General features: G+C 60.3%; 5 protein-coding genes and 1 pseudogene. 3 read left to right on the top strand and 3 right to left on the bottom strand.

The genetic code is table 11. The features are described from left to right. Together VJ956_RS10215 and VJ956_RS10210 are read right to left on the bottom strand one after the other, a co-directional pair. A pseudogene (locus VJ956_RS10215) lies at window positions 1-630 on the bottom strand (acetyl-CoA C-acyltransferase); the annotation flags it as partial. A 30-nt stretch (window positions 631-660) separates the two neighbouring features. Continuing rightward, complete coding sequence (locus VJ956_RS10210; RefSeq protein WP_324084449.1) at window positions 661-2,757, bottom strand: 3-hydroxyacyl-CoA dehydrogenase NAD-binding domain-containing protein; 2,097 nt, start codon at window positions 2,755-2,757, stop codon at window positions 661-663. Window positions 2,758-3,090: 333 nt separating this feature from the next. Here VJ956_RS10210 and VJ956_RS10205 point away from each other — a divergent pair, with 333 nt between their 5' ends. Next, window positions 3,091-3,711 (top strand): TetR/AcrR family transcriptional regulator, encoded by a 621-nt coding sequence (locus VJ956_RS10205; protein ID WP_324084446.1) that lies wholly within the window; start codon window positions 3,091-3,093, stop codon window positions 3,709-3,711. A 57-nt stretch (window positions 3,712-3,768) separates the two neighbouring features. Here VJ956_RS10205 and VJ956_RS10200 read toward each other — a convergent pair whose 3' ends face one another. Next, window positions 3,769-4,104, bottom strand: a complete 336-nt coding sequence (locus VJ956_RS10200; RefSeq protein WP_324084444.1) for a hypothetical protein — start codon at window positions 4,102-4,104, stop codon at window positions 3,769-3,771. On the opposite strand from VJ956_RS10200, the gene VJ956_RS10195 reads away from it, so the two are divergent. Beyond that, on the top strand, window positions 4,097-4,237 hold the full coding sequence (locus tag VJ956_RS10195; protein ID WP_324084442.1) for a hypothetical protein: 141 nt from the start codon (window positions 4,097-4,099) through the stop codon (window positions 4,235-4,237). The genes VJ956_RS10200 and VJ956_RS10195 overlap by 8 nt on opposite strands. A 72-nt stretch (window positions 4,238-4,309) precedes the next feature. Continuing rightward, a partial coding sequence (gene rluF, locus VJ956_RS10190) for a 23S rRNA pseudouridine(2604) synthase RluF (RefSeq protein ID WP_324084440.1) occupies window positions 4,310-5,076 on the top strand: 767 nt, incomplete at its 3' end.

The raw sequence follows: 5,076 nt of genomic DNA, 5'->3' as shown, positions 1-5,076 counted from the left end.
GCTGCTGAGCTGTCCGGTGGCTTTGTCAGCCACGCCCATGGTGGTGGTAATCGGCACGATTTCGTCGTCGAACCTGCCGTCTTCACGAGCTTTGTCTGCCAGGTTCTGGCTGCGAACGCCGTACTCGTCCATGTCCTCTTTTTTGATGCCGTAGCGTTTGGCCACGGTTTCAGCGGTGTCCAGCATGGACCAGTAGAGCTCGGGCTTGTTCTTGGCCAGCCAGGGTTCCATCAGGTAGTTCTGGTTGATATTGGCCTGCACGGTGGAGATGGATTCGACGCCACCGGCGACCATCACCGGTACCCGGTCCACGGCAATGTGGTGGGCGGCCATGGCGATTGCCTGCAAGCCGGAGGAGCAGAAGCGGTTGATGGTGGCGCCCGCTACTGATACCGGCAGGCCCGCGCGGATTGCACCCATGCGGGCGACGTCGTTACCGGTGGAGCCCTCGGGAAGGGCGCAGCCCATCAGCACGTCTTCAATTTCGTCGGGATCGACTTTCGAGCGCTCGACCGCGTGCTGGATGGCGTGGCCGGCCAAAGTAGCACCGTGGGTGATGTTCAGGCCGCCGCGCCAGGATTTGGCCAGGGGCGTGCGGGCAGTGGATACGATGACAACGTCATTGGACATAATAATTCTCCGAATCAATTCGTGGACCGGTTATCTGGCATCAAAACCCTTGCCTTCCTTCGCGCGCCTGGCCAGCAGGGCCGCCGGCTCCCAGAAACCTGGCTGGGTGTGCCGGTCCTCGGTAAAGGCCTGCATGGCGCGGACCACGTTGGGCAGCCCGACCTCCTCGGCGTAATGCATGGGGCCGCCGCGGAACACCGGGAAGCCGTAACCGGCCAGATAGACCATGTCGATGTCGGAGGCGCGCTGGGCGATACCTTCATCCAGAATCCGGGCGCCTTCGTTGACCAGGGCGTAGACACAGCGCTCGACAATTTCCTGGTTGCTGATCTTGCGCGGGGTGATGCCCAGCTCGGCGCGGACTTCGTCAACTACCCTGTCCACTTCCGGGTCGGGCAGGGCGTTGCGGTTGCCCGGTTCGTAGCGGTAGAACCCGGCGCCGGTCTTCTGGCCGTAACGGCCCATTTCGCACAGACGGTCGGCCACGACCATCCTCACCATGTCCGGGTTCTCTTGGTACTGGCGCTTGCGGATGGCCCAGCCGATATCGCCGCCAGCCAGGTCGGCCATACGTAGTGGGCCCATGGCAAAACCGAACTTTTCGATGGCCTTGTCGATCTGCTGCACGCTGGCGCCTTCTTCCAGCATCAGCAGCGCTTCGCGCTGGTACTGGTTGATCATGCGGTTGCCGATAAAGCCGTCGCAGACACCCGAGACCACCGCGGTCTTCTTGATGGCCTTCGCCAGCTTCATCGCGGTGGCCAGGACGTCTTTCGCGGTCTTTTCACCACGTACCACTTCCAGCAGTTTCATGATGTTCGCCGGGCCGAAGAAGTGCAGGCCGATGACGTCTTCCGGGCGCCGGGTGAAGCTGGCGATCCTGTTCAGATCCAGGGTGGAGGTGTTGGAGGCGAGGATGGCGCCGGGTTTGCAGACTTCGTCCAGTTTCTCGAATACGGACTGCTTGGCGCCCATCTCTTCAAAGACGGCCTCAATGACCAGATCGACCTTGCCCAGGTCGTCATAGCTCAGTGACGGCGTCAGCAGTGCCATCCTGGTCTCGGCGTCGTCTTCGCTCATGCGGCCTTTTTTGACCCGGCCTTCATAGACTTTGCGGATGGCCGCAACACCACGGTCCAGGCCTTCCTGCTTCATTTCCACCAGGGTGACGGGAATACCGGCGTTCAGGAAGTTGATGCTGATGCCGGTACCCATGGTGCCGCCGCCGATGACGCCCACCGCCTTGATGTCGCGGGTCGGGGTATCAGACGGCACATCGGCAATCTTGCTGGTCAGGCGCTCGGAGAAAAACGCATGGCGCAGGGCACGGGATTCGGGGGTCTGCATCAGATTGACGAAGGCTTCGCGCTCCACTTCCATGCCCTTGTCGAACGGCAGGGTCACGGCCGCTTTCACGGCGTCGACGCACTTCAGCGGTGCCGGATAGTTCCGGGCCATGGCTCTCACGGTGTTGCGGGTGAACATGAAGAAGCCTTCCGGGTTGGGATGTTCGGCCTTCAGATCGCGCACTTTTTTCAGCGGCAGGTTTTCGCTGATCACTTTGTTGGCACAGGCGATGGCGGCATCAAGCAGTTCACCATCGACGATTTCATCAAACAGCGCGCTGCCCTTGAACTGTTTCGCGGGCACGACGCTGCCGGAGACAATCATGTTGACGGCGTGCTCGGCGCCAATCACCCGGGGCAGGCGCTGGGTACCGCCGGCACCCGGCAACAGGCCGAGCTTCACTTCCGGCAGGGCAATCTGTGCGTCCGGCCTGGCGACGCGGTAATGGCAGCCCAGGGCCAGCTCCAGCCCGCCGCCCATGCAGGCACCGCTGATGGCCGCGATCACCGGCTTGCGACTGGTTTCCACATAGTTGATGACCGTAATCAGATTCGGCTCAGCCGCCGCCCTGTCCGTGCCGAACTCGCTGATATCGGCGCCGCCGGAGAAGACGCGGTCAGAGCCGATCAGGACCACGGCTTTTACCGCGTCGTCGGCTTCGGCCCTGACAATGCCGTCAACAATGCCACGGCGTAATTCAAGGCCGAGGCCGTTGACCGGCGGGTTGTCCAGGCGAATGACGGCGATAGCGCCGTTCACGTCGTAGTGGGCAGAACTCATGGGGTGGCTCCCGGATACTGGCATCGGATTGGTTGCGAGGTGTTCGGAGGGATCTGTTGAATTCTCCGTACACTGGTGTATTGTTAGGCCATACACTAATGTATGTTCAGGGTGCGGTCAACGATTTCCAGATGGAGTGATCCGATGCTGAACGTCGGAGTAAGCGGACAGGTCTTTCCAGAACCGTCCGGAGCCAGGGATGGCGGAGGCCGAGCGTACAGGGAGGTATTTACAGCGTGTTCTGGAAAGACCTGTCCGCTTACGAGGGCACGGACTCTCAGTCTAACAATGTAAAATGCACCACCCAGAGCCAGCCACAGGATGTAATTCCAGATGACCGACGCCAGACCCACAAAAACCCGTCGCCGAACGTCCAAAGACAGACCCCAGCTTACCCGCGATGACTGGCTGGACGGCGCCGCCGGTGAGGTTGCCGCCGGCGGCTTCGGTAACCTGCGGGTGCTGACACTTGCCAGCAAACTGGGGGTCACCCGGGGCAGTTTTTATTGGCACTTCAAAGATCATGAAGATCTGGTAGTCAGCTTTCTGAACCGCTGGCGGGATCGGCGGCTGCATGAATTGCAGTACTGGAAACCCCAGGGCGGCGATGTGGAGACCGAGCTGCGGCAGATTCTGGAACTGCTGCTGACCGATGCCTCCCGCAACATCCGCCGCCTGCAGGTGGAACTGGCGGTGCGGGATTATGCCCGGCGTAACGACTACGCTGCCGGCCTGGTCAATGAAGTCGACGAAGCCCGTATCGATCAGAACTGTGAGCTTTACCAGCGCCTGAGCCAGGACCCCCAGCGTATCCGCGACCTGTCGCTGCTGATGTATGTGGCGACCATCGGGTCCCAGGTGGTGCTGGCGGGCAAGAAAGGAGACGCTGAAACCATTCGCCGGGTGGAAGATCTCATGGCCCGAGTGGCACTGGGGCAGCGGGATGATGATTAAGCACGGCCACCGGGTGCTTCTGCTTCCTGCTCGCACCGACGATGGCCGCTTCTACAATCAGGCCCTGTCGACCGACCGGCTCAGCCCCTGAAGAACGCTATCAATAACCAGCGGACTCCTCAGCAGTCGGTGGTGCCCCAGGCCACTGGTGCGCACAACTTCGGCGGTTTGCCAGTTGGCAGAGATTGTTTCACTTTCCCCTGGCGCAATAGCGGTATCGTCCTCGTCAATGACGACGACGCCGCGCTGGGTCAGTGAGCGAGACAGTAGCTCCAGATCCGTCCTGTCCCGGACTGACTGGCCGGAGGCGCCAGCGTGACCAGATGCCCCGACTGAAGTCCGTCCGCGATGGCTCTTGCCGCCATGCTTGAGCCGGGTATAACTCGTGATCACGCCGACCCATGCGCAGACGGCGCGAATTATCTGGAGTATCGGCTATGAAGACGCCAGCCCGGTCCGGCGTCTTTTCAAACGGTTGGCTGGCTGTACCATGGAGCAGTACCGCAAGCGCTTCAGTTATGTCTAGTTGCCCAGCTGTGGATTGCGGTGGGATGATGCATGGTTGTAAAACCCTTGCCCCGATTCTGACAGGACACCGATGCCCGGAAAAAACTCCACCCGCCTCAACAAATACATCAGCGAAAGCGGCCTGTGTTCCCGTCGCGAGGCTGACCGTTATATTGCAAACGGCAATGTTGCGATCAATGGCAAACCGGCCCAGGTGGGAGATCAGGTATTGCCGGGCGATGCGGTTACCGTCAATGGTCAGGAAGTGGAGCCCAGAGACGAGCAGGATCTGATTTTCATTGCTTTGAACAAGCCTGTCGGGGTGGTCAGTACCACCGATCCGGCGGAGCGCCGCAATATTGTTAACCACGTCGGACACGGCGAACGGATTTTCCCGATTGGCCGGCTGGATAAAGACTCCCAGGGGCTGATTTTCCTCACCAGCAACGGTGATCTGGTCAACAAGATCCTGCGGGCCGGCAATAATCATGAAAAAGAATATCTGGTCACCGTCAACCGGCCGGTGACCGATGAATTCATCAAGGGCATGAGCACTGGCGTACCGATTCTCGGCACAGTCACCAAACCCTGCAAGGTCGAGAAGGTGTCGAAGGACGTGTTCCGAATCACTCTGGTGCAGGGGCTTAACAGGCAGATCCGCCGGATGTGCGAATTCTTTGAATTCGAGGTCACCAGACTCGAGCGCGTTCGCATCATGAATATCGGCCTGAAGGGACTGAGGGTTGGCGAATGGCGGGATCTGACCGGACCCGAACTGGATACCCTGTTTGGAATGATCCGGGGTTCAAGTTCCGAGGCAGCGCCGGGCAAGGTCAGTGAAACCCGCAAACCGAAACC

This window comes from Marinobacter sp., from assembly GCF_035268745.1.
Lineage (GTDB): Bacteria > Pseudomonadota > Gammaproteobacteria > Pseudomonadales > Oleiphilaceae > Marinobacter.
Note: the sequence above shows the minus strand (reverse complement) of the source record. Positions and strands in the feature narration are given on the sequence as shown.